The sequence below is a fragment of the Polyangium sp. 15x6 genome (assembly GCF_029960785.1).
Taxonomy (GTDB): domain Bacteria; phylum Myxococcota_A; class Polyangia; order Polyangiales; family Polyangiaceae; genus Polyangium.
Genome location: NZ_JASBQE010000006.1, coordinates 169,734 through 191,488, shown reverse-complemented (window position 1 = coordinate 191,488; position 21,755 = coordinate 169,734). Strand labels below are relative to the sequence as shown.

19 protein-coding genes are annotated in these 21,755 nt (G+C 70.3%); 8 read left to right on the top strand and 11 right to left on the bottom strand.

Features of this window, described 5'->3' with window-relative positions:
• Positions 1-10: 10 nt before the first annotated feature.
• Genes QHF83_RS07315 through QHF83_RS07305 form a run of 3 tightly spaced genes read right to left on the bottom strand, consistent with a single transcriptional unit; the run spans position 11 to position 1,839 of the window.
• Positions 11-610, bottom strand: a complete 600-nt coding sequence (locus QHF83_RS07315; protein ID WP_282417035.1) for an SMI1/KNR4 family protein — start codon at positions 608-610, stop codon at positions 11-13.
• A gap of 19 nt (positions 611-629) precedes the next feature.
• Positions 630-1,655, bottom strand: coding sequence for a lysylphosphatidylglycerol synthase transmembrane domain-containing protein (locus tag QHF83_RS07310; RefSeq protein WP_282417034.1), 1,026 nt, complete (start codon positions 1,653-1,655; stop codon positions 630-632).
• A 13-nt stretch (positions 1,656-1,668) separates the two neighbouring features.
• Complete coding sequence (locus QHF83_RS07305) at positions 1,669-1,839, bottom strand: hypothetical protein (RefSeq protein WP_282417033.1); 171 nt, start codon at positions 1,837-1,839, stop codon at positions 1,669-1,671.
• An 86-nt stretch (positions 1,840-1,925) separates the two neighbouring features.
• Here QHF83_RS07305 and QHF83_RS07300 point away from each other — a divergent pair, with 86 nt between their 5' ends.
• From QHF83_RS07300 to QHF83_RS07265, 8 genes are all read left to right on the top strand, one after another.
• The gene (locus QHF83_RS07300; protein WP_282417032.1) at positions 1,926-2,771 is read left to right on the top strand and encodes an SDR family NAD(P)-dependent oxidoreductase; all 846 of its coding nucleotides are present in this window, start codon (positions 1,926-1,928) and stop codon (positions 2,769-2,771) included.
• A 311-nt stretch (positions 2,772-3,082) separates the two neighbouring features.
• Complete coding sequence (locus tag QHF83_RS07295; RefSeq protein WP_282417031.1) at positions 3,083-4,876, top strand: hypothetical protein; 1,794 nt, start codon at positions 3,083-3,085, stop codon at positions 4,874-4,876.
• 92 nt (positions 4,877-4,968) lie between these two features.
• Complete coding sequence (locus tag QHF83_RS07290; RefSeq protein WP_282417030.1) at positions 4,969-5,472, top strand: YbjN domain-containing protein; 504 nt, start codon at positions 4,969-4,971, stop codon at positions 5,470-5,472.
• Positions 5,473-5,515: 43 nt separating this feature from the next.
• Complete coding sequence (locus QHF83_RS07285; RefSeq protein WP_282417029.1) at positions 5,516-6,643, top strand: hypothetical protein; 1,128 nt, start codon at positions 5,516-5,518, stop codon at positions 6,641-6,643.
• A gap of 120 nt (positions 6,644-6,763) precedes the next feature.
• Positions 6,764-7,585, top strand: coding sequence for a carboxypeptidase regulatory-like domain-containing protein (locus QHF83_RS07280; RefSeq protein ID WP_282417028.1), 822 nt, complete (start codon positions 6,764-6,766; stop codon positions 7,583-7,585).
• 190 nt (positions 7,586-7,775) lie between these two features.
• Positions 7,776-8,723, top strand: a complete 948-nt coding sequence (gene cyoE, locus QHF83_RS07275) for a heme o synthase (RefSeq protein ID WP_282417027.1) — start codon at positions 7,776-7,778, stop codon at positions 8,721-8,723.
• 9 nt (positions 8,724-8,732) lie between these two features.
• A complete protein-coding gene (locus QHF83_RS07270) occupies positions 8,733-9,191 on the top strand; it encodes a DUF420 domain-containing protein (RefSeq protein ID WP_282417026.1) in 459 nt (152 codons plus the stop codon).
• A 32-nt stretch (positions 9,192-9,223) separates the two neighbouring features.
• On the top strand, positions 9,224-9,907 hold the full coding sequence (locus tag QHF83_RS07265; RefSeq protein WP_282417025.1) for an SCO family protein: 684 nt from the start codon (positions 9,224-9,226) through the stop codon (positions 9,905-9,907).
• 9 nt (positions 9,908-9,916) lie between these two features.
• Here QHF83_RS07265 and QHF83_RS07260 read toward each other — a convergent pair whose 3' ends face one another.
• From QHF83_RS07260 to QHF83_RS07225, 8 genes are all read right to left on the bottom strand, one after another.
• The gene (locus QHF83_RS07260; protein ID WP_282417024.1) at positions 9,917-14,128 is read right to left on the bottom strand and encodes a sigma 54-interacting transcriptional regulator; all 4,212 of its coding nucleotides are present in this window, start codon (positions 14,126-14,128) and stop codon (positions 9,917-9,919) included.
• A 111-nt stretch (positions 14,129-14,239) separates the two neighbouring features.
• Positions 14,240-14,902 carry a DUF3105 domain-containing protein gene (locus QHF83_RS07255; protein ID WP_282417023.1) on the bottom strand — a complete coding sequence of 221 codons (663 nt, stop codon included), beginning with the start codon at positions 14,900-14,902 and terminating at the stop codon, positions 14,240-14,242.
• A gap of 32 nt (positions 14,903-14,934) precedes the next feature.
• Complete coding sequence (locus tag QHF83_RS07250) at positions 14,935-15,816, bottom strand: hypothetical protein (RefSeq protein ID WP_282417022.1); 882 nt, start codon at positions 15,814-15,816, stop codon at positions 14,935-14,937.
• A gap of 242 nt (positions 15,817-16,058) precedes the next feature.
• On the bottom strand, positions 16,059-16,313 hold the full coding sequence (locus QHF83_RS07245) for a hypothetical protein (protein WP_282417021.1): 255 nt from the start codon (positions 16,311-16,313) through the stop codon (positions 16,059-16,061).
• Positions 16,314-16,487: 174 nt separating this feature from the next.
• Positions 16,488-17,900: a cytochrome c3 family protein gene (locus QHF83_RS07240; RefSeq protein ID WP_282417020.1), complete on the bottom strand. Its 1,413-nt coding sequence runs from the start codon at positions 17,898-17,900 to the stop codon at positions 16,488-16,490.
• Positions 17,897-19,543, bottom strand: coding sequence for a hypothetical protein (locus tag QHF83_RS07235; protein WP_282417019.1), 1,647 nt, complete (start codon positions 19,541-19,543; stop codon positions 17,897-17,899). The genes QHF83_RS07240 and QHF83_RS07235 overlap by 4 nt, the downstream gene beginning before the upstream one ends.
• Before the next feature lie 203 nt (positions 19,544-19,746).
• The gene (locus tag QHF83_RS07230; protein ID WP_282417018.1) at positions 19,747-20,526 is read right to left on the bottom strand and encodes a HEAT repeat domain-containing protein; all 780 of its coding nucleotides are present in this window, start codon (positions 20,524-20,526) and stop codon (positions 19,747-19,749) included.
• Between the two features lie 234 nt (positions 20,527-20,760).
• On the bottom strand, positions 20,761-21,693 hold the full coding sequence (locus QHF83_RS07225) for a hypothetical protein (RefSeq protein ID WP_282417017.1): 933 nt from the start codon (positions 21,691-21,693) through the stop codon (positions 20,761-20,763).
• Between the last annotated feature and the right edge of the window lie 62 nt (positions 21,694-21,755).

Here is a 21,755-nt window from a genome sequence, read left to right as displayed (position 1 = left end):
GGACCGCGGATCAGTAGTCCGTGCTCTCGTCCTCGTCCTCTTCGCGCGAGTGGAGCTCGGGGTTGTGCGCGAGGTGCGAGTCGAGGTCGTCGAGCAGCGCGCTCTGGCGCAGCTTGAGCGCGCCGAGCTGGTGCGCGAGGTAGAGGTCGAAGGCCGTGTATCGCGGGAAGACGCGCACGTTCGTCTCGTCGTTCTCGAGGCCGAGGATCACGAGCTCGCCGTCGCGCCGCGCCTCGCCGAGGTAGAGCGCGTTCCAGGGCTGCCCCGGCTTGTTCGGCAAGCGCACGACCTTGCCGCGGATGCGCGAGTCGGTCCATCCGAGCTCGACCATCGCCTCGGCGAGCTTGCGGACCGAGGTGATCTTCGGCTCGGGCGAGCGAGGATCCGCGCCGAAGCGGTGCCGGCCTTTGAAGCGCTTGCCGAAGCTCGCGAAGGTGAAGTCGTAGGCGAGGAACGTCCGCAGCGAGGGCGGCAGCTCCACCATCAGCTTGGACTCGAGGGCGTCGAGCGCGGCTGGGCTCGCGCCGACCACGCTCGCTCCCTCCGGGCGCTTCGAAAGCTCCGCGATGACGCGCTGTACAAGCCCGATGCCTCGTTCGATGGTCGCCATGGCTCCGCGTAGCCGACCGTCAAGGCGTGCGCTCTGTCAAGAGATTCCGTTGATCTCCGGACCCTCGCGGCACGGCTTCGCCGCCGAGCACCGCCGCGCCGTGTTTGGCGCGGAGCAGCCCAAGCGCCGCGAACCCGACGGCGACGGCAAACCACAACGTGGCAAACCGCACGAGGATCATGGCCGCCGTCGATGTCGCCGCCTCCACGCCGCCGATCCGCGCCATCTGCTCTTCGAGCAGTTTTTCCGTCACGCCGAGCCCGCCCGGGACCGGCACGAGCGCGCCCGCGAGCGTCGCCGTCGAGTAGAAGAACATCGTGAGCGTCATCGACGCCTGCTCACCGAACCCGCGCAGGATCACCCAGAGCCCCACGCCTTCGAGCGACCACGCGCCGATCGAGAGCAACGTCGGCCACACGAGCTGCGCGGGCGAGACGATCGTGCGCAGGCCCGAGAGCGCCTCGTCGATCTTCGGCGCGACCTTGCCGCCCACACGTCCGAGCGGCCCCGGGAGCTTCGGCAAGAGCCGCACGACGGCGCCGCTCACCGCGGGGACCGAGACGAAGACGAGCAGCGCGACCACGGTGGCCGCGCCGATGCCGGCCCAGATCGCGCCGCCGGGGAAGCTCGCGCTGCCGAGGGCGATGATCGCGATCACGCCGATGAGATCGGTCACGCGCTCGGCGATGACGATGGGCGCGGTGCGCTCGATCGGCACCTTGCGGAGCTGGAACAGGATGAGCGACTTGAAGACCTCGCCGACCTTGCCGGGCGTGACCGTCAGGACGAAGCCCGACAGGAACACGAGCAGGCTCTCGAACTTGGGCACGCCGCGGATGTCGAGCCGGGCGAGGTAGTACTCCCACTTGAGGTAGCGCAGGAGGTAGTTGCCGAACGCGAGGGCGCAGGCGATCCCGAACGTGGACCAGGCGTACGTCGCGAGGCGCGCGGCGATGGTGTTCGCGTCGCGGTAGAGGACGAGGCCGCCGTAGAGGGCGACGCCGAGCAGCATCACCACCACGACGCGACGGACCAGCGTGTTCAAGAGTCCGCTCCGATCAAGGCGCTCTCAGGTTCTTCCGGGCGCGGCGGACGCGCACGACGAGGTAGATGATCGCGCCCAGCACCACAGCGGCGCCGAGCGCGGCGACGGCCCACTTGGGCGCGACCACGATTCCGCGGGCCAGGCCCTCGGGGGGCCGCTCCGTTCTCGTCTGCAGCGAGCTCACGCGCGCTCGTCGTTACACGGGCCTAGGGGGAAGGGCAAGAAGCGGTATTGTTCGCGCGCGACAAGCACGCGTGAAGGAGGCATGGGATGGGTCTGCTCGACGGCAAAGTGGCAATCATCACGGGCGCAGGCGGCGGGATCGGCCGCGCCGAGGCGCTGCTCTTCGCCCGGGAGGGCGCGAAGGTGGTCGTCAACGACGTCGGCGGCGCGCGCGACGGAACCGGCGGAAGTGACGCCATGGCGCGAAAGGTCGTGGACGAGATCACGGCCGCGGGCGGCGTCGCCGTCGCGAACTTCGACACGGTGGCGACGGCCGCGGGCGCGGCAGGCATCGTGAAGACCGCGCTCGATGCCTTCGGCCGCATCGACGTGCTCGTCAACAACGCGGGCATCCTGCGGGACAAGACGCTGCTCAAGCTCGACGAGGATCAGTGGGACAGCGTCGTCGCCGTGCACCTCAAGGGCACGTTCCTCGTCACGCAGGCCGTCGTGAAGCAGATGGTCGCGCAGGGCGGCGGCGGGCGCATCGTCAACACGACGAGCGTCTCGGGCATGGTCGGCAACTTCGGGCAATCGAACTACGCGGCCGCGAAGGCCGGCATCTACGGCTTTACGCGGACCGCGGCGATCGAGCTGCAGAAGCACAAGATCACGGTGAACGCGCTCGCGCCGGTGGCGAAGACGCGCATGACCGAGGATCTCCCGATGTTCCAGGCGGGCATGGAGTCGCTCACGCCGGAGCACATCGCGCCGGCGGCGCTCTTCCTGGGCTCTGATCTGTGCGGGGATCGGACGGGGCACGTCCTCGCCGTCACGGGCTCGCAGGTCTTCGCCTACAAGGTCGTGCAAAGCGCGGGAAAGTTCAAAGACGAGGGCGCGGCGTGGACGGCCCAGGAGATCGCCGACCACTGGGACGCGATCACGAAGGTCTGATGACGGGCGGGCGGCCGACGTTCTTCGCTGGTTTCCGCCCGTGCCTTGCGCCGAGGCTCACGAACGCGGCCCGTTCTCCGCTGAAGATCCCGCCCGGAACGGCCCGTTTCGGCCAACCCGGTCGTTGCTGGGCTCGGACACGGATGCTAGTTTCGATTTTCAGCGGCGGCCGTCGTGAGCTTTCGCTCAGGACTTCGTCGCTGGGTAACTCGTCGTTCGCCGGGTAAAGCCTCCCGGCCTCGTCGAATGGGTGGGTGCTGGGTTCATCCCCACGATCTGCCCCTTCCGCCCCGGGAGCCTCACGAACCGGCATGTCGCGCGAAGCCCACATCCCCCTGCTGCTCTGGATCTCCGCGGCCATCGTCGTCCACTGGGTGGGCGGCAACGGCGCCGTGGAGGTCGCGCAGGTCGTCGAGGATCGCGCGCAAATCCGGTCGCTGGTCGAGTCGGTGCGCGAAGGGCTGCGTCCGCAGGACACGGAGTTCGAGGTCCTCGTCGATGCGCCCGCGACGCCCTCGCCCGAGCAAGCGGAGCCGCCCGAGGAGAAGGCCGACGAGACGAACGACGACGAAAAGCCGGATCCGGACGCGGTGCCGGAGCCGCCGAAGCCGCCCAAGGTCAAGCCGCCTCCGCCGCCGAAGAAGGAAGAGCCGAAGGTCGAGCCGCCCAAGGTCGAGCCGCCCAAGGAGGAGCCGAAGGTCGTTCCGCCGCCGCCTCCGTCCGTGGCGCCGCCGCCGCCTCCGCCGCCGCCTCCGCCGCCTCCACCGCCGCCTGCGGAGGAGGTCGCGAAGCAGGAGCCGCCGAAGCCGATCGAGCCGGATCGCCGCATCGCCGTGCGTCAGCACGTCGATCCGAACCAGAAGGACAACCCTGACGCGAGCCGCATCGCGGATCAGGCGAACACCGTGAAGGAAGAGACGGTCGCGCGCCTCCGGTCGCACGATCAGGATCACGCCCAGACGAACGCAGGCGAGATGAAGAAGCCCGCGACCTCGGGCGAGGGGAACGACGACCACGAGAAGGTCGCCGACAGCGAGCAGAGAGCCGGTTCGGACAAGGCGCCCGGCGAGTCGAAGGATCGCAGCGAGAGCGCCGAGCATCACCACACGGCGAAGCCCGCGCCGCCCGCGGCCGCGATCGCGAGAAACTCGCCGCCGCCGATGGCGCCCGGCGGAACGACCGGCGGAGGCGCGAACGCGCCGAAGACGCCCGCAGCTCCGCCTCCGAGCCCCGGCGGCGCGGGCCCCGCGTCACCCGAGGTCGTCGCGGGCGTGGGCGCAGGCGGGTTCACGATGGATCCGGCGAACCCCGGCGGCGACGGCAAGAGCCGCAGGGCCGGAAAGAAGCGGCAACCGGCGCCTTATCAGAGCCCTGTGAAGGTCGGCTCCGTGGGCCTCGGCGCGCCCGGGATCGCAGGCGGGCCGAACCTGAACCTGTCGCACGCGGGCTTCGAGGCCTCGGTCGGCCGGGAAAAACTCGAGGCCGAGCGCGCGGCGGACGGCGCGGCGCGGCGCAGCGCGCACCGCGGCAAGTGGGAGAAGAACAACTTCGGCAAGTACAAGGCGGCGATCGAGAACTACGAGCCGACGGTGAAGGTCGGTAACCAGACGGCGCTGAACGCCGCGCAGTCCGCGTTCGCGACGTACCTGAACACGATCCACAACCGCCTGCACCCGATCTTCGCCGAGGAGTTCCTCGCGTCGCTCGACAACCTCCCGCAGGAGCACACGTTCAACAAGAACCTCGTCACGCACCTCGAGATCGTGCTGAGCAAGGACGAGGGCAAGATCGTGAAGATGGGCGTGACGAAGGCGAGCGGGATGACGGCCTTCGACATCGTGGCGCTGAACTCGATGAACCGCGCCTCGCCGTTCGGAAAAGCGCCCGACGCGATCGTGTCGCACGACGGCCGGGTCTATCTGCACTGGGAGTTCCACCGCGATCCGGTGGACGCGTGCAGCACGCGCAACGCCTATCCGTACCTCCTGCCCGAGCCGAAGGGCGGAAGCGGCGTCTCGCCGGTCGGTCCGCCGCGCGCGCCGACGCTCACCCCCTCGGATGAGCGACGCGGCCCACCACCGCTCCTTCCTGTCCCGACTCGTTGATCGCGCGGGGGTGTAAAGGATTGTGAAGGATGGCGGGTTTGTCTAGGACAACGCGAGACGGCCCGCCCCGAAGCTGGTAGCATCGCCCCCCGATGTCCAAGGACGCTGCATCCGCCGCTCGCGTGAGCATCGCGCGGATAGAGCAAACGCTCGCGGACTCGCCGGCTTTCGTCCGTGTCGAGCCGCGCTTCTACGTGGTCCGACAGGGGACGGCGTACATCTACATCCAGATCATCCCGTGGGAGCCCGACCGCGCCGTCGTGCGGTTCGTGGCTCAGCTCGTCCGCGGGGTCGAGATGACGCCCGACCTCGCGATGAAGCTGCTGCGCATGAACGCGCGCCTGCGGTTCGGGGCCTTCGGCTACGTCCCGCAAGGCGCATGTGTGGTCCTCGTGCACACGCTGCTCGGCGGCGAGACGCTCGATCCGGACGAAATCCTCGCCGCGCTGCGCGACATGTCGGTCATCGCCGACGAGTACGACGACCGGATCTTCGAGGAGTTCGGCGGGCATCGCATGCAGGACCTGATCGACGCCTCCGCCGCCTCGGCGTTCTTCGACGACACGGTCCCCCTCCGCGACTGGAGCGACGCGTGAGCCTGCGCCTTGCAGGGAGTCGCTCGCAACGAGCCCGACCCCGATGAGCACGGAAGGCGAAAGCACCGAAGCCCCCGAAGCGTCCGAAGCCCCCGAAGCGCCCCGATCCGCCCCGCCCGCGCGCCCCGCCGAAAAGCCGCCGACGAGCTTGGGTGTGCTCGGGTTCGTCCGGCCGCTCGCGGCGTTCGGGGTGCTCGCGATGCTGCTCGGACGTGCGTTCGGCCCCTCGGTGCGAGGCCTGGCCGTCGGGCTCGGCAGGACGGGCGACTACCTCGAGCTCGCGGGCGCGGCGATGTCGCAGTTCTTCCTGATCCTCGCGTCCGTGGGCGCCATGGCGCTCGGCCTGTCGGCGCTGCGCGCGGGTTTGCCAGCGGTGGTGCGTTTCGGCGCCGTGTTCGCGAGCGGGCTCGTCGTGCTGGTGTCGCTCTCGGCGTCGGCGTCGCGCGTGCCAGAGGCCTCGCTCGTGCTGGTCGGAGGCGTCGCGTGCGCGCTCGCGTTGCTCGCGGCGTGGGACACGATGCGGACGCCGTTCGCGCGGGCGACGGCGGTGATGCTGGGGCTGCTCGGGCTCGGCGGGCTCTCGCGGGTCGTGTCGGCGCTCATCATGATGCGCGACGGGGTCGCGCCGGAGGCGCTCGCGCGGATCGCGCGCGGCGTGTCGACGGTGGGCCTCGTGCTCGACGGCGCGGCGATGGCCGTGGCCGTGGGGGTCGTCGCGTCGCGCGGGAAGAAGCTCACGAGCCCGGCGACGCTCGCAGCGCTCGCGGTCGCGCTCTTCGCGACGCGGCAAGCGCTCGCCGGTACGTCCGACGAGGCGGCCGCGGTGAGCGTGCTGCTCGCGCGGGCCGCGAAGAACCTCGTCTTGCGGCCCGAGCCGTTCGCTTCGCCCGTGGTCGCCACGTTCGTCGCCTTCGCGGCGCCTGCGATCGCGGTCGCGGCGCTCTCGACGCGCACGCTCACGCCGGCGCTCTCGGGGGCGATCGCGCTTTTGCTCGTGGCGCGGGGCGCGCCGGACGTGCCGCTCTGCGCGCTCGCGCTCGTGCTCGCGTCGCTCGCGACGGTGCTCGCATCGCGGGATCATCGGGGGCTCTGGGCCGCGATCTCGCGCGCGGAGTCGACGTCGGACGAGGGCCCGGGGACGGGCGAGGCGAAGGGCGCGCGTCCGGGCTGAGGGGTATGGTTTTCTCGCGAAACCGGCGAGACGAACCCGCGCGCTCCGTTGACGTGCCGCGAAGCGTTCACTAGGACGCGGGGAGCGCCCGATCGGGCCCTCCCGCGGCGCATCACGAACATGACGTTGCATCGAACAGCCTGGATCGTTCCTTCGGTCGTGGCGCTCGTCGCCCTCGCGGCGGGCTGCCAGAATCAGAAGGAGACGGGGAGCTCGTCTTCGCCCGCGGCGTCCGCGGCGGCGAGCGCGGCGCCGGCGGGCAAGCTCGGCAGCGCCACGCTGCGCGGCGAGGTGCGCTTCACGGGACAGCCGCCCGAGATGAAGGTGCCCGCGAAGCGCGTGCAGGCGACCGACGTCTGCAAGGACAAACAGCTCGCCCACGACGCCGTGGTCGTTCAGGGGGGCAAGCTCCGGGACGTGCTCGTCCGCATCGCGCCGAAGAGCTTCGACGGGCGCTACGACGTGCCGCCGGCCGCGACCGTGGATCAGGTCGACTGCATATACGTGCCGCGGATCCAGGGCGTCCTCAGCGGGCAGGAGATCGTCGTGAAGAACAGCGACCGGACGCTGCACAACGTGCACACGTACCTGGGCGCCGAGACGGTCTTCAACGAGGCGACGGCGATGGGATCGCCGCCGATCGCGAAGCGCTTGCCGCCCTCCGGCATCGTACGGTTCGGATGCGACATCCACCCGTGGATGCGGAGCTTCGTCGTGGTCACCGATCATCCGTTCTTCGCGGTGAGCGGCGCGGATGGAGCGTTCCGCATCGATCGCGTGCCGGCCGGGAAGTACACGCTCGAGGCGTTTCACGCCCGGTACGGCGTGAAGACACAAGAAGTGACGGTGACCGACGGGCAGACGCTCGAGGTCGCCTTCTCGTTCGATGGCACCGAGCCGGAGCCGCCCGAAAATCAGGGCGAGCTCCAGGGACTTTGGTAGGCCCGACCCCGTTGTCTCGAACCCGGGTTGACCCCACGATCGCGCTGGGCTTTCCTCCCGCGCAACTCGCCACCGCGCTAGGCTCCCCCCGCTTCATGACGTCGTCCTGTATGGCCGCTGCTCCTCCTGCCGTGTTTCCTGGCCTCACGTGCGTGCCCCCGGGGGCTGCATCTGCTATCGAGGTGCGCGCATGACGATCCCCGCGGAGCCGCTCGGCGACGTGCACGTGAACCGACGTGATTCCGGGTACGAGCAGTCGTACGCGGCTGTTGCGCGAGATCTCGTCGCGCTGACCAAGCCTCGCGTCACGGTCATCGTGGTCGCGACGATGCTGGGCGGGGCCTGGGTCGCGAACCGTTACGCGCGCGAGCAAGGGCTCGCCGGGGTGTCTCCGGCGGTCGTCATGCTCTCGCTCCTCGCGACGGTGCTCGTCGTCGGCGGCGCGAACACGCTGAACATGTACCTGGAGCGCGAAACGGACGGGTTCATGGCCCGGACGAAGAACCGACCGCTGCCCGCGGGTCGGATCTCGCCGAAGCTCGCGCTCTGGTTCGGGCTCGCGATCTCCGCGCTCTCGCTCGTCTTGTTCGGGTTCGTGGTGAACATGACGACGACGCTGCTCGCGGCGTTCGCGTTGTTCTCGTACGTGCTCGTCTACACGCCGCTGAAGCGAAAGACGACGCTGGCGCTGCTCATCGGCTCGGTGCCCGGGGCGATCCCGCCGCTGCTCGGCTGGACGACGGTGACCGATCGCATCGACGGCCCCGGCGCGGCGCTCTTCGGCATCCTGTTCCTGTGGCAGGTGCCGCATTTCCTGGCGATCTCCATGTTCCGCAGCCGCGACTACCAGCGCGCGGGCCTCAAGGTGATGCCGGTCGAGCGCGGGGATCGCCACACGCGAAACCACATCGTCGGGTATCTCGTCGCGCTCGTGCTGGTCTCGCTCCTGCTCGTCCCGATGGGCGTCGCCGGACCCGTGTATCTCGCCTCGGCCGCGCTGCTCGGCCTCGGCTTCCTCGGCTTCGGCGCGTGGGGGCTACGCCCGACGGTGCTCGGGACACGATGGGCGCGCAGGCTCTTCGCGATCTCCATCGTGTACCTGATGCTGCTGCAAGCCGCGCTGCTCATCGGCGCGTGAGCATCCCCGATGAGCGCTGAAAGCATCGGTCGTCTCCTCGCGCCGCTGAACGCGCTGCTGAACGCGACCAGCGCGACGTTGCTCTTCGCCGGCTTCGTCGCGATCAAGCAGCGGAAGATCGAGGCGCACCGGCGGCGGATGCAGGGCGCGTTCATCGCGTCGGGCGTGTTCCTCGTGAGCTACGTGGCGCGCTTCGCGCTCACGGGGACGCATCGGTTCCCCGATGTCGGGGTCGTCCGCACGATCTACCTCGTGATCCTCTCGACCCACACGCTGCTCGCGATGGCGGCGCTGCCGCTCGTGATCGTGACGCTCCGGCTCGGCCGGCAAGGGCGCTTCGAGGCGCACCGCAAGCTCGCGAAGATCACGTTCCCGATCTGGGCGTACGTCTCGGTCACGGGGATCATCGTGTATCTCATGCTCTACCACCTCGCGCCGATGCTCGCGTCCGCGGCCCACGCGCCTTGACCGTGCGCGGAGCGCCGCCTACACCGCACGTCGTGACGTCGCGCGTGGAGGACAGAGGCGAGGGCGGAACGGAGGCGGGGGCCGCACCCTCGCAAGAGACACGACCGGCGGCGCCGCCCGCGCGCGCGAAGCGGTTTCCGTGGCTCGTCTTCGGGATCGTGTTCGTCCTGTTGCTGATCACGCGGATCGTGATCACGCCGCGCCCGTCGGCGCCGAAGCCGGTGCTCGAGCTGCCCGCGTACACGCTCACCGATCACCACGGGAAACCCTTCGGAGCCGCTGATCTGCGGGGCAAGCCGTACATCGCGGACTTCGTGTTCACGAGCTGCCCGAGCGTCTGTCCGCGCCTCACGAAGCGCATGGTCGAGGTGCAGAAGCGCACGGAGGATCTCGGCGAGAAGCTCCACCTCGTGACGTTCACGGTCGATCCGGAGAACGACACGCCCGAGGTGCTCGCCGCCTACGGTCGCAAGTACGGCGCCGACGACGCGCGCTGGACGTTCCTCACGGGTCCGCTCGGCGAGGTGGAGACCGTGGTCCTGCGCGGCTTCAAGATCGCGATGGGCAAGAAGGAGACGAGCGAGGGCATCCTCGAGATCTTCCACGGCGAGCGCCTCGTGCTCGTCGACGGCGAAGGCAAGATCCGCGGCTTTTACGATGCCGATGACGCGGGGATCGCGGGGATCGTGCGGGACGCGCGGCTTCTCTTGAAGTGAAGCGCTGAATCAAAACGAGACCGAGAGCCGCTTCATCATCTTCTGCAGGCCGAAGCGCGAGAGGCCGAGGAGCTTCGCGGCCTGGGTCTGGTTGCCCTTCGTGCGTTCGAGCGCCTCGCGCACGAGCTGTGCTTCGAGGGCGTCGACACGCGGGCGCACGCGCAAGCCGAGATCCACGGGGACGGGCGGGGCGACGTTCGCGATGTCGGGCGAGAGGTGCTCGCGTTCGATGATGCCGTCGCAGAGCAAGAGCGCGCGGCGGACCTCGTTTTCGAGCTGGCGGATGTTGCCGGGCCAGGGGAAGGCCATGAGTCGATCCATCGCCGCGCGCGTGACGCGCACCTCGGAGCGGTCGTATTTCGCGAGCAAGTGCTTCACGAGGAGCGGGACGTCGCTCGCGCGCTCGCGGAGCGGCGGGATCCGGATCGTGATGATGTTGAGGCGGTAGTAGAGATCCTCGCGGAACGTGCGCGCGCGGACCATGGCGTCGAGGTCGCGGTGGGTCGCGGCGACGATACGCACGTCGACCTTGCGCGCGCGCTCGGTGCCGAGCGGTCGGACCATGCCGTCCTGAAGGACACGCAGGAGCTTGGCCTGCATGCCGAGGCTCATCTCGCCGATCTCGTCGAGGAAGAGCGTGCCGCGATCGGCCGCTTCGAAGAGGCCGGAGCGAGGCCTGTCGGCGCCGGTGAACGCGCCGCGTACGTGGCCGAAGAGCGTCGATTCGAGGAGGCCTTCCGGGATCGCGCCGCAGTTCTCGCCCACGAACGGGCGCCCCGCGCGGGGGCCGTTGTCGTGGATCGCGCGCGCGACGAGCTCCTTGCCGCTGCCCGATTCGCCGTGGATGAGGACGGGAACGTCGGCGGTCGTGACGCGATCCACGAGCCGCAACATCGCGCGGACGGGCTCACTCTCGCCGACGATGGAGTCGTACTCGAAGCGGGTTTCGCGCGCGCCGCGGGTCCGGTTGAGCTCGCGTTCGGCGACGTCGAGCGCGGCTTCCCGCCTCGCCAGCGTCTCCTCGAGCGCCGCGCTCGCCCGTTTCGCCTTGCGCGCGGCTCGACGCAGGAGCGCTTGATCCCGCGCGTCGGCGATCGCCAGCGCCGCGAGCGTCGCCACCGTGCGGGTCCACGCGAGCTCGCGGGGACCGAACGCGCCGCGCCGCACGCGATCATCGAGGTAGACCACGCCGAGGGCCTCGCCACGCGCGACGAGCGGCACGACGAGCACGCTCCTGAGCTTGAGCGCATGCACGCTGACGTGCACCGCGGGCATCTCGCCGGCCGCGTCCACGGCGACGACGGGCTCCAGCGCCGCGAGCGCGCGCCGCGCGAGGGTCTGCGAGAGCGAGAGCTGCTCGTCGCGGAGATCGGCCCGCGCGAGGTTACGCGCCGCGCGCGCGACGAGACGACCGTCCGGCGCCCGCAGGAGGAGCAAGCCTCGCTCGACGCCGGTCCACAGCACGAGCGCATCGACCACACGATCGAGCAGCGAGCGGAGCCGCTCGCGATCACTCAGCGAGACGATGAGCTGCTCGAGCTCCCGCGCCTGCTCCGCGCGCATGCCTTCCTGCGGCGCGGCCGCGGCCTGCGCGACCCATGGGAGCGCACGGATCGAGGGCGCAAGCTCGGGCGAGGCGCGCGAGAGCAGATCACGCGCGACGTCGCCGAGGGACGAAAGGAGCCGGACGGCGACGTCGCCCCGACCGAGCCGAGCCGCGAGCGCATACCCGGCCGCGATCGAGGGACCTCGCGCCGACACGGGCGCGCGTGCATCCGAGAGCGCGACGATCGCGCCGAGCACGTGCTCCGCGGTGCGCGTCTCGAGCTCGCCCGAGGCCGCCAGCAGCACCTCGGCGCGCGCGCGCCACCAGTCGAGCCGCGCGCCCGCGGTGAGGCTCGGCGTGTCCGCGAGGCGATCGAGCTCGAGGCACGTCTCCGGATCGAGCGCCGCGTCCGCGTGATGCAACATGCGCGCGGAGGCGCGTAACTTGTCGTCTCCGCTCGCATCCGCGAGGAGAGCTCGAGCTTGCTCGGCGGCGCGTCGTCCCTCGGCGGCTCCACGCGTCGACACGTCCGCGATGGCCCAGAGCGCATACGCCTCCGCCCGCGTGTCACGGCCTTCCCGCGCCCGCGCGATCGCTTCCCGCGCGACACGTTCTGCCTCGTGCGCGACGCCCGCCGTCGCATGTGCCGCCGCGCGCGCGAGGAGCGCGCGGGCCGCGAGCGCCGGCCGGCCGAGGTGCTCCCAGAGCAGCGCTGCGCGCCGCGCCGTGGCGATCGCGCCGCCGAGATCCCCGAGATCCACCGCGGCCGCCGCCTCGCCCGTTCTGTACGTCGCCTCCTCGACCACGGCTCCGGCCCGCGTCGCATGCTCGACCGCCGCGGCGAACGCGCTCCGTGTGCGCGCCGGATCGCCGCCATGCTCCACGTATCCCCGGAGCGCCGCGATCCGCGCGTGCTCCTCGGCGCGACGCGCGATCGCCTCGCCGCGCGTGATCGCAGCGAGCGCTCGCTCCGTATCTCCCTTCGTCGCCGCGACGAGCGCCGCGACCTCGTACGCGGGCACGCTCGTCGCGCCCTGCACGAGCGTTTCGGCCTCCTCGTAGCGCCGCTCGTCGAACGCGATCCGCGCCAGGATCGCGCGCGCTTTCCCGTCGGGATCCTCGCCGCGTCGAGCCGCCTCCGCGGCGATCTCCCGCGCCGCGCCGAGCTCGCCTGCGCGCCGCAGGATCTCCGCCGCGAGCGCATCGGCCCCCTTCGCGCGACGCTCTCTCGCTCGCAGCGCGAGGCTCCGCGCGCGCCCGAGCTCGCCCGACAGACGCAGCGCATCCGCGGCTGCCACGAGCAGCGATGCGGGCGCGGTCTCCCCACGCTCCACGCGTTCGATCGCCATCGGATCCGGCGGCACCGCGGCGATCGCGATCGACAGCCGCGCCACCTCCTCGATGTCGAACGGCGCCGACGTCGGACGCTCGGGCGTCGTCGCTGTGGGCGTTCTTCCGAGCGCGGCGCCCTCCACGTCCGCGAACGTCCATGCCGCGGGCGGCAGCTTCCGCGCGAGATCCACGAGCGCTGCCCCGAGCGACGCTTCTCCGATCTTCCCGAGCGGCCCCGTGGGCCACGCCGCCGCCGGGCTCCCGACGAGCGACGTCATCCAACGCGCGATCCCTTCCGGACCGAGCGGGCCGATCTCACCCGCGCCCGCGTCCTCTGCGAAGGACGCCTCCTCGTCGACGAGCGATCGCGCGCGGCGCGCCCATGCCAGCGCATCGCCGAGCCACGGCGCCGTCCCTGTGCCGGCGGAGGAGCGTGTCGCGAGCTCGTCGCGTCGCGCCGACAGATACGCCGCACGCACGCGCCTCGCATCGCGCTCGCCGCGCTCTTCCCGCTCACGACCCGACCCCGCGTCCCGCGCCGCGAGCGCCGCCCGCGCCGTCTCCGCGACCCACGAAGCCGGCGGACGCGCGCCTGGGCTCGGCGAGAGCAGAGCCGCGCAGAGCAGCGCGATCGGCTCGGGCAAGCGCGCCGCGCGTGCCGCCTCGATCGGCTCCTCCGAAGCTGCCACCGCATCGTCCACGAGCTCCGCGAGCAGCGCGCCGAACGCCACGAGATCCCGCGCGCGCGCGTCTCCGAGATCCGCGTCTCCGCGCGCCAGATACCGCGGCGTTCCACCCTCGAGCCGCGCCGTGTACACCGGACACGCGAGCCCGAGATCGATCACGTGCGCGCGCCCGCCCCAGCCGAGCAGCACGTTCTCCGGCTTGATGTCTCCGTGTGCGAGCCCGACCTCGTGCAGATCCGAGAGCGCCTCACCCGCGTCGCGCGCCACCGCGAGAGCGAGCGTCGTTCGGTCCACGCCGACCTCGCGCGCCCGCTCCCGGAGCGTCGCGCCTTCGACCCAGCGCAGCGCCACGAACGCGAAGCGCTCGCCTTCGCGTTCGTCGCCCGCCTCGATCGCGCGCGCGATGTCTCCATCCCGCACGAACCACCCGACGTCGACGAGCTCGGGCAAACGGGGCGAGAGCGCGAGGATCGCGTGCCTCGCTTCCCGCGCGATCGCCGCGCGCGCTGCTGCATCACGCGCGACCTTCAGCGCCACGAGCGTTCCGTCGCGCCGCGCGCGCGCCCGCCACACCTCGCTTGCGCCGCCGCTCCCGGCCGGAGCGAGAAGCTCGAAGCTTCGCTCCGTCAACTCCGATGACGATCCGTGCTCGTTCATCGGGAATCGAGTGTTCGACCTCTGCCTCGAGGTGTCAACGTCGGTGGCATGAGCGCCTGCTCGACGCGCTGCCGGGGCAGGGGAGGGGAGGGCCGGGCCGCGAACGGAAGCTCAGTTCCCGGAGCAGGTCAGCGGGGCTGCCTCGATGTCGACGCCGTCGTAGCAGAGCGACTCGGGCCCCTTGCCGTACGCCTCCGCCACGAACGCCGCGAGCGACGGCGTGTCGATGCACGTCGCCGTGTAGGTCGCGCCCCACGCGGCCGCGGCGATCGGCGTGTCGAGGTCCTTGTCCGGCGTGAGCACGAGCCGCGCCTTGGGCCCCGCGCCGCCCGACAAGCACAGCGGATCCGCCGTGGCCTCGTCGAACACCTTCTCGAGCGCCGCCACGACCTCCGGACACGCGTCGTCGCAGCGATACGACAGCACCACGGCGCCGTGCTCCAGATCGTGCACGTACATCTCGCGCGGCACGGGCGTCGTGTACTTCTTGAACGCCGCCCACTGACCCCAGTGGTCTCCTCCGCTCGGCGGGTTCGTCTCGTACGAGACGTCCGTGCAGAGCTCCACGTGGGCCGCCGACGCGACCGGGATGTTCGTCGTCTTCACGACGCGGCACTCCGTCTCGCCGGGCAGCGGAGCCGCGTCCGGCCGCAGCACCTCGGTTTGCTGCGGCCCCGTCGGCCCCACCGGCGCGTCCTCGCCGCACCCCACGATCCCGAGCGACACGAAGACAAGCGCACAGGCGAGCGCGCCACGGAAAAGCTCGTAAGGCATGGCGTGACCCTATCACGCCGAAGGCGTCTGCTTCAGGGGCAGGCGGGCGTCTCGGCGCCCGTGGTGATCCACGCGCTGAGCGCCTCCAGGCTCGACTCCGGCGCGGCGTAGAGGTCGTACGGGGGCATCGGCAACCCCACCACGACCGACGCGCGCAGCCTGTCGATCTCGCCCGCCGCGAGCCCCTTCGCGGCGTCCATGCGCGCGTAGATCGGGCTCGCGAGCATCTTGTAGAGCAGGTAGCTGTTGCCCGCGTTGCCCGGGTCGACGTGCGGCATCGCCCGTCCGAAGCGGCGCGGCCGGAGGTCCACCTCGTCGGCCTGCTCGCCCGTCTGCGTCTGGTTCGCGACGCGTCCGATCATCGCCGGGATCCGCTCCGCGCCCGACAGATCGAGCCCCATCGCCGCCAAGCCGACCTCGAGCGGCCCGTGGCAGCCGCCGCAGCCGACCACTAGGCTCTTCGAGACGGGGCACTTGTCGATGCAGAGCTGATCATCCACGGCGCACGACGCCACGCACGCGCTCGCCGTGCAGAAGAGCTCCTCGGACGCCGCGCGCCGCGCTGCCTCGTCGAGCGCCGGATCCACGGGCCCGCCGGCCAGATCCATCGCGGCCGTGGTGAACTGCAGGACCACGTTCGCCTCGAGCGGCGCGCCGTCGAACGCGCGCACGCCGAACGGCGAGGCCTCGGTCGCCGCGAGCACCGTGAGCCAGTATTTCGTGTCGGGGACGAGCGCCGTCATCGCGGGCAGGCGGTATGTGACGCGCCGATGCACCGGGTCGTAGCTCGGCTCCAGGAACACTCCCTGCCTGCACTGCGATGCCGTCGGCACGGGCTCCGCGCTCGGCTGCAGGCAGATCGCTTGCCGGATCGCCTCGCTGGGCAAGAGGAACCGATCGAACGTGATGCGCACGCTCGTCGTCGAGAGCGCGCGGCTGTCGTCCGTGGGGGCGGGCGCGCTCGGCGTCAGCGTCAGCGTCGTCGGCTGACCGCCGGCGTCGAGCCCGGACAGCTCGACTTCGACCAGATGGACAGGGGGTGCGTCGATGGCCTCGCGCTCGGGGCTGCCTACGTCGCAACCGACGAGGGGCAGGGCGAGGGGGAGCAGGGCGGCGCGGAGGGCGCGCGGGGCGAAGGAAAGGCCTCTTGGGCGGATCAGCTCTCGGAGTAGGTCGAGAGCTGCTCCTGGATGACCCTCTCGTTCACGCCGGTCCGGATGTGCTCCCGCAAGCAGTCGGCCAGGGTGATGAGCATCTCGTCGACCCCCTTCTCCTCGATGAGCTTCGCGAGCAACTGCCGCGCTTCCCGGCCGTCGTCTTCTCGGAGGAAGCCCCGCACGGTCTCCAGCGTGATTTCGCCCTGGAAGTCGAGGTAAAGATTGTCGAGCAGGTACTTGATCAGCTCCTTCACACCCGTTCTCCTTGACGACGCGTGCGGCCACCGCGGGGGAGGAAGCGCACCGTCGCCCTTCGCTATACCCGTCGCCAGAAGGGCTGTGCAAGGAATATGTCGGAGGTTTCGGGAGCCGTGCCCCGTCCGGCGGACCGGAGACCTCGCGCGCAGACCACGACGGATGTTGGCCTTTCATTGGCACGCCCTCACGAGCGGGTCGCTCGACTGGTGGCAAACGAGGCACGGACGCGGGTTTCTCGCGAACGCAGCGCCGCATTTGTCCCGGAAACCGAGCGGGTGCGGGTTCACGCCATGCCCGCCGGAGAGGCCCTTCGTCGCGTGGCACGTCGCACAGTCACGCTCCGTGTGACAGGACACGCAGGCGTTCAAGTTCCGCATCGCCTCCCACGCGTGATGGTTCGGCCCGCGCGGCGCGGTCGTGAACTCCGCGGCGGGCGGATGGAAGCGGCGGCCCGCGAGGCGGTTTCCGCTCGCGGTGTCGCGCGCGACGCCGACGCGGCGGTGGCAGTCGGCGCAGAACGTCTGGGCCTGATGGCAGCTCGCGCAGCGCGGGTTGTCCTGCCGCGCGGACTGGGCGTGGATCGAGAGCCAGTCGTTCGGGTGGACCTTGCGGGGACGGACGCGGCCGTCGTGGCAGTCGGTGCACTCGTTCGTCGTGTGGCAGCTCCCGCAGAAGGCGCTGTCGTTCGCGGCGACCGCCTTGTGCCGCTCGATGAAGTCGGGCGTGTGCGCCGCGTTGTGCATCCACTGCGGCGGCACGAGGTTGCCCGTCGTGAAGCTCGTGATCATGCGGCCGTCGTTCCGGGCCGTGTGGCACGTCGTGCACGCGCCCTTCGCCTGGCCCTGCGCCGCGCCGCTCATGTTGTGGCAAGCAAAGCAGCCGGACATGCGCGGGAGCTGATCACGCGTCGCGAGCTCGAGCTCGCCCACCTGCCCGTGGCACTGCCCGCACTGGATGTTCCGGTCGAGGTGCTTCTTGTGCGTGAACACGAGGTTCGCGTTCGGCAGCACCATCGGCGCGACCGTGCCCTTCTCGCCCGCCTTGTCGCCGATGTGGCAGAAGACGCACTGCCCGTTCGCGTCCGTGCCGGCCTTCACGGCGTTGAGGTCCGAGTGATCGACGTCGTGACAGGCGTCGCACTGCTCGGCCTTCGGCATGAGCCGATCGGCGACCTTGTCGCTCGTGTACGCGGCCGCGTGGCACGACTTGCAGGTCTGCTTGAGATCCTTCGTGTGCTTCTTGTGGTTGAAGCGGATCGTGATCGTCTGCGGCGGGTAGATCTCCTCGCTCGGCACGGGGCTCGCCGCGCTGCCCGGAGGCATGAACGCGAGCGGCGTCTCCGCGTCGTTCGGCATCGGATGGAGCCCGCTCTTGTAGCCACCCGGAGGCGGCGCCGGGGGCGCGGCGGGCTCCGCGGGAGGCGCATCGTCGGCCGCTCGAGCGGACGCATCGGGCCCCACGAGGCCGAGGACGAGGGCCGACAGGCACGCTACGAAGGCGAGCCATCCCGGCAGCGGTCGGCCGTTCGGCCGCCGCGTCTTGCGTGCGCTCTCTGCGCGTCGCTTGGAGGCGTTCATCATCATCCGCCGAGCCTCAAGTTGAGGAGCGCCACGATGCGGAAGCGCTGCCCGACGAGCCGGTTCATGTCGTGCTCCCACTCGATCCGCAGGTCGGCTTGTTGCACGGGCCGGACGCCCGCGCCGAGGACGTAGCCGAACGACGTCGCGCCGCGATCGGGCCGCAGCGGGTCGTTCCAGTCGTAGAGCGAGACGCGCCCACCCACGCGATAACGCCCTCCGTCGAAGCGCTTCTCGCCCGAGAGATCCGCGCCTCCCGTGTGCCCACGCGCGCCTGCCTGCATCATGCCGCGCAGCCCCACCTCGCCCGTGCCGAAGCGATATCGACCGGACACGTTCGCGAGCGCGTCGATCGTCGACGAGGTCGCGCGGTTGTCAGGATCGCGGGTGAAGGTCTTCGAGTTCGCCGGATCGATCTCCTGATCGCCGCTGCAGAGCCCGGAGGCACGGCACTGCTCCGTGCCGAACGTCTCGGGATCGCCGTCGGCCATCCAGATGCGCACGCCGCCGTAGGCCGAGAGATCGAGCCTCTGCGTCGGCGCGACCCAGACGCGCGCCGTCGCCGTCGTGATGGGGCTCTTCGTGAACCAGTTGAAGATCGAGTCCGCGTCGAAGGTCGGCACGAAGTAGTCGATGTCCGCGCCCACGGTCGCGCGTTTGCCCAGGTACGCCTCGACCCCGCCGTAATACGAGCCGACGATCTGGTTGTAGAAGTCGTACGTGAAGCCGCCCTTGATCGCGCCGAGATCGCTCTTGTTGAGATCGAGCGCGTAGCCCAGCCGATCCTGCGACACGCGCAGCCCGTTCGCGGTGCGATAACCGCCCGTCGGATCGGGGAACTGCTGCGTCACCGACGTGCCCATGTTGTAGACGCGTCGATACGAGAGCCGCCCGTGGATCCAGCTCGGCCCGTTGCTCTCGAGCGCGACGCCGAACGCGGGCGCGGGCTGCGTGTACTGATACGAAGGGTAGTCCGTCACGCTCGGCTGATCGCTCGCGGTGCCGAAGCCCGCGTGGTTGCCGCGCCAAACGCCCGGCCGCTCGTAGCGCGACGTCGACAGCGGGAGCCCGCCGCGCTGCTCGAGCCCGCCGTAGAACTCGGCCTGCACGAAGTACGGCGTCGTCACGCGCGCGAGCGCGCCGTCGAACGACCACCAGCCGAGCGAGTCGACGACGTACTGCCGGCCCGCGCGGAAGCCGAGCCAGCCGTTCACGAGGTTTCGACCCTCGACGTACGCGTACATGAGATCGATCGGCGCCTGCTGCAGGCCCGGCACGAAGCGCACGCCGGGGCCCGCCTCGGTCAGGTAGCTCGTCTCGCCGCCGCGATCGGCGTCGCCGAGGTGGCCGTTGATCCCGAAGTCGGCGTCGAGGCGCACCCGGAGCACGACCGAAAAATCAGCGCGCCCCGGGACGTGGTCGCCCTGCAGGTTGTACACGCCGAGCGACAAACTCTGCATGAGGCGACGCCGATCGAGGATCGTATCGCCCCACGGGCTCGCGACTTGGTACGCCTGCGCTGCGGTGTCGCTCTGCACCTCGAAGTCGAGGGCACGCGCGTCACGCGGATGCACGGTGATCGCCGTGGCAAGAGCGGCGAGCCCGGATGCAACCACGTGCGGAAGGCGCGTCGATCGATGTCCCCTCACGCCTGGGATGCTCGCTTTCCGTCGAGTGGTGCCGGGGAGCGTGCGCGGTGTTCGCGCGGCTGCCGCTGGGCCGTCGACACACCCCGAACATGCCGGGGCAACGCGGATCCTCTTTCAGCGTGGCCCGCGCTGTCAACACGGACGAAGGGCGGTCTTGGTGCTCGAGCGCGCCGGGGAGGCGCGCAATCTGCTACGCGTTTGGATCAACCGAAGCGGAGCGAACGCTTCACGATCTTGCCGCCGTCGCCGACGGTGTAGCCGCCGGTGTCGCCGAGTGCGTCGGCGACGGCATCCCTACGATCCTCGGGGATCGCCCAGCCGCGCACGAGCAGGCCTTCGGCGACCTTGTTCTTCACGCGGACCGACTCCTCGTTCACGAGCAGCTCGATGAGCGGCTTGACGCTCTCGGGCATCGCCTGCGCGAACGTCGTCTGCACCGCGTGGAAGCGCACGGTCTCGTTGACATCCTCGAAGAAGCGCTCCACCGCCGTGCGCACGTCCTCGTGCACGACCTCTTCGAGCGCCTGGATGATCTGGATCTTCGGCTCGACGTTGCGCGCGTACTCGGTGTCGAAGCCCTCGAGCAGATCGAGCAGCTCTTCGCGGTACGCGTCATCGTCGAGCACGGCATCGAGCACCTTGAGCGGCCACGTCAGCGCCTCGGCCTTCGTGCAGAACTCGATGACCGCGGGCACGACGTCCTTGCCTGCGGCGACGATGCCCCGGAACGCGAGATCCTTCTCTTCGGCGTCGGTGATCGACGGATCGATCGTGAAGTTGAAGCGCTTGAGGAGCGCGGCGGCTGCCTCCGGCGTCTTCATGTCGACGAGGGCCTGAATGGCCTCCAGGCGGTCGTAGGTCTGGGCGCGTTTGTCCGCGACGACCTTGGCCGGCCCGGCGATCTTCTTGTCGACGGCGGGCGCGTTGCCCGACGGAGGCGCGCTCTTCGCGCCCTTGCTACGGAGGAAGTCGAAAATGCCCACCTCTACCTCGCGCTCCGGCCCGGCAGGGGGAGGGCTGGAGCAGGCTTCGCATAGGCCCTCGCCAGGGACAAAGCAAGTGCTCGACCTCTTGCCGAGCACGCTGCCCCTGCCAGCGGGGCTTCGAAAGCGGCACGCCCCGTGATGCTTGCGACGTCGCGGAGCTTTGGGTCTCCGTCTCGGCCGCCTGCATCCCGGGGCGTGTCATCGGCTGTGGTGCAGCCGGCTTCGTCTTCGTCAGTCGCTGTTCTTCACCTTCATGGGGAGGGAGAACATCAGGTTGACGGAGATCATGCTGTTCATGCGGAACTGCCGATCTTTGTTGTTGACCGCGGTGTCGGGGAAGGCCTCGTCGTTGCCCGCGCCGGCGTTGTCGAAGCCGGACGTGTTCCACGCGAAGGGCAGCGCCCTCCACTCCGCGCCGAAGCCGAAGAACGACGTCGGGTAGAAGTTCCAGCCGACGCCGAACGTGGGCGCGAAGGCGATGCGGCTCTCGAGCTCGAACGAGCCCTGGGACGCGCACGGGGTATCGGCGAGAGTGTTGCCGTCGTTGTCCTTGCCGCAGGGCTTGCGCTCCTGCACGCCGATGACCGCCGGACCGACGAAGAAGCTGATGTCGGTGTCGACGAAGAGCGCCGCGAACAGCGACAGCTTGCCGCGGAACGGAACGACCGTGATCTGCGGCGCCGCGACCCACTGCATGCGGCCGAGCTGATCCTGGGCGAGGTTGCCGCGGGTCAGGTTGACGGCCGTCAGCTTGCAGGCCGTATCGGTCGCCGTGTTCGAGTCCGCAGGGCAGTTCCGCTCGTCGATCGCCTTCACCTGCAGCTCGTCGGTGAGCGACGTCGTCGACTGGATGCCGTAGCCGCCCCAGAGGCCGACCCCGAGCCAGTCGGTCGGGTGGTACATCACGCGCAGACCTGGCATGATCGTGCGCTGGTACTCGTCGAGCAGTGTGAAGGAGGCGCTCGGCGTAATTTCGATGCGGCCCGCGCGATGCAGGCGCAACTTCCGTACGGCCGGGGCCCCCGCGAGGGGACCCGTGAGCTGAATCTCCTGCGCTTCGGCACCTGCGCTCATGGCGAGCGCTGCACATCCCGTGAGCGCCGCGAGCATGCCCCTGCGGAGCAGGCGAGACGCGCAAAGGCTATTCACGAATCGACGCATCATGCATGTCCCCGTACTTGGCTGAATCGTCCCGGATGTTCCTTGCACGCCTCGCTGCCCCTCGG

Excerpts from the sequence above, each read along its gene's own strand:
- QHF83_RS07280 (WP_282417028.1), top strand. The coding sequence starts at position 6,764 with ATGACGTTGCATCGAACAGCCTGGATCGTTCCTTCGGTCGTGGCGCTC.
- QHF83_RS07285 (WP_282417029.1), top strand. The coding sequence starts at position 5,516 with ATGAGCACGGAAGGCGAAAGCACCGAAGCCCCCGAAGCGTCCGAAGCC.
- QHF83_RS07315 (WP_282417035.1), bottom strand. The coding sequence starts at position 610 with ATGGCGACCATCGAACGAGGCATCGGGCTTGTACAGCGCGTCATCGCG.
- QHF83_RS07270 (WP_282417026.1), top strand. The coding sequence starts at position 8,733 with ATGAGCGCTGAAAGCATCGGTCGTCTCCTCGCGCCGCTGAACGCGCTG.
- QHF83_RS07240 (WP_282417020.1), bottom strand. The coding sequence starts at position 17,900 with ATGATGATGAACGCCTCCAAGCGACGCGCAGAGAGCGCACGCAAGACG.
- cyoE (WP_282417027.1), top strand. The coding sequence starts at position 7,776 with ATGACGATCCCCGCGGAGCCGCTCGGCGACGTGCACGTGAACCGACGT.
- QHF83_RS07300 (WP_282417032.1), top strand. The coding sequence starts at position 1,926 with ATGGGTCTGCTCGACGGCAAAGTGGCAATCATCACGGGCGCAGGCGGC.
- QHF83_RS07255 (WP_282417023.1), bottom strand. The coding sequence starts at position 14,902 with ATGCCTTACGAGCTTTTCCGTGGCGCGCTCGCCTGTGCGCTTGTCTTC.
- QHF83_RS07295 (WP_282417031.1), top strand. The coding sequence starts at position 3,083 with ATGTCGCGCGAAGCCCACATCCCCCTGCTGCTCTGGATCTCCGCGGCC.
- QHF83_RS07290 (WP_282417030.1), top strand. The coding sequence starts at position 4,969 with ATGTCCAAGGACGCTGCATCCGCCGCTCGCGTGAGCATCGCGCGGATA.
- QHF83_RS07225 (WP_282417017.1), bottom strand. The coding sequence starts at position 21,693 with ATGATGCGTCGATTCGTGAATAGCCTTTGCGCGTCTCGCCTGCTCCGC.
- QHF83_RS07260 (WP_282417024.1), bottom strand. The coding sequence starts at position 14,128 with ATGAACGAGCACGGATCGTCATCGGAGTTGACGGAGCGAAGCTTCGAG.